Origin of the sequence: Qingrenia yutianensis (genome assembly GCF_014385105.1) — a bacterium.
Taxonomy (GTDB): domain Bacteria; phylum Bacillota; class Clostridia; order UMGS1810; family UMGS1810; genus Qingrenia; species Qingrenia yutianensis.
The window spans coordinates 1-1,248 of sequence record NZ_JACRTE010000063.1 but is presented as its reverse complement, the minus strand read 5'-3'; the positions used below and the strand labels follow the sequence as shown (position 1 = coordinate 1,248).

At 48.2% G+C, this 1,248-nt stretch carries 1 protein-coding gene; it reads left to right on the top strand.

Translation table 11 applies throughout. The annotated features are described in order from the left end of the window. Positions 1-1,248, top strand: a 1,248-nt coding sequence (locus tag H8706_RS12020; RefSeq protein WP_262432829.1) for a hypothetical protein, incomplete at both ends; no start/stop codon positions are given.

The window sequence follows — 1,248 nt, the reverse complement described above, 5'->3', positions numbered from 1 at the left end:
ACGGCAGAGGCGGTGAAAGAGGTCTTGCGGTTACAAACAACAACAGAAGCAGCGAGAAAGAATTAAGCAGTTACCAAAACTCGTTTACATTCAATCTCAAAGACAAATACAACTACCGTGCGGACGTTAACGTGTCGCTCGCAAACTTCGACGTCGAACCCGGTGCGATTGATTACACGCTCTCGTCAACCGCGAAAACAAATCAGGATATTGACGTTAACATCACAGTGTCCGACGCAAAGAGCGGTCCGGGAACGGTTACGCTCACGGGCAGTGAAGAAGCTGCACTCACAAAGACAAACGAATATAAAAAAGAAGTTGACGGCGTTAATGTTAAATTTGCCGAATACACAGGCAAAATAAGCAAAAACGGCACATACAGCATAACCCTTTTGGACGACGCGGGCAACAAATCGGTTAAGAGCTTTAACGTTAAGAACATCAGCAAAACAGTTCCCGCGGCAGAGGTTGCTTACAGCACCAAGGAATACACCTCGCGTCCCGTAAACGCAACGCTTATTTTCAGCGGAAACTCAAACGTGAGAATTACGGGCGTTGAACCGCTCGCACCTCTCACAGAGGCGGATTACAGCGTAAACTACAACACCTCGGTTATAACGTTTACAAAATCGGGAACGGTTGGTGTGTACTTTGCGGACGAATACGGCAACACGGGAAGTCAGACGGCAGAGGTTGCAAACATTGACAAAACTCCCCCGACGCTTGAATACACCGCAGACGCGTTGACCGACCCGTCGGTTGTTTCGATAACGTTCAGCAAACCCGAAGTTCCGACAAGTCCTATGGACGAGGCTCGTAAAGAGTCGGAAATTTTCGTGACCTACGGCGGTATGACAAAACCCGTCGTTGACAAAGACGGAAACAAAAACAGCTTTGTATTCTACGAAAACGGCAACTACACATTTAAAATCCACGACACCGAGGGACGTTCTTCGTACCTTACAATAACAATCACCGAGCTTGACAAAAAGGCTCCGAAAATCACAAGCGTTAAATGGAGCTACAGCTACGACGAATTTGACGGCACAAACTGGGTTACAAACCGTGAAGAGGGCACAAAAATCCCCGCTGACGGCACGGAAGGATACGCTGTAAGCACAAATCCGTCCAAAAATGCCGACGGCACGTTTAACAACGACGCATACCCCGTTACGAACAAGGACGTTACCGTTACGGTTGAAACGGACGACGATACGCGTCTTATCGGAAGCAGTGACGAATACGGCA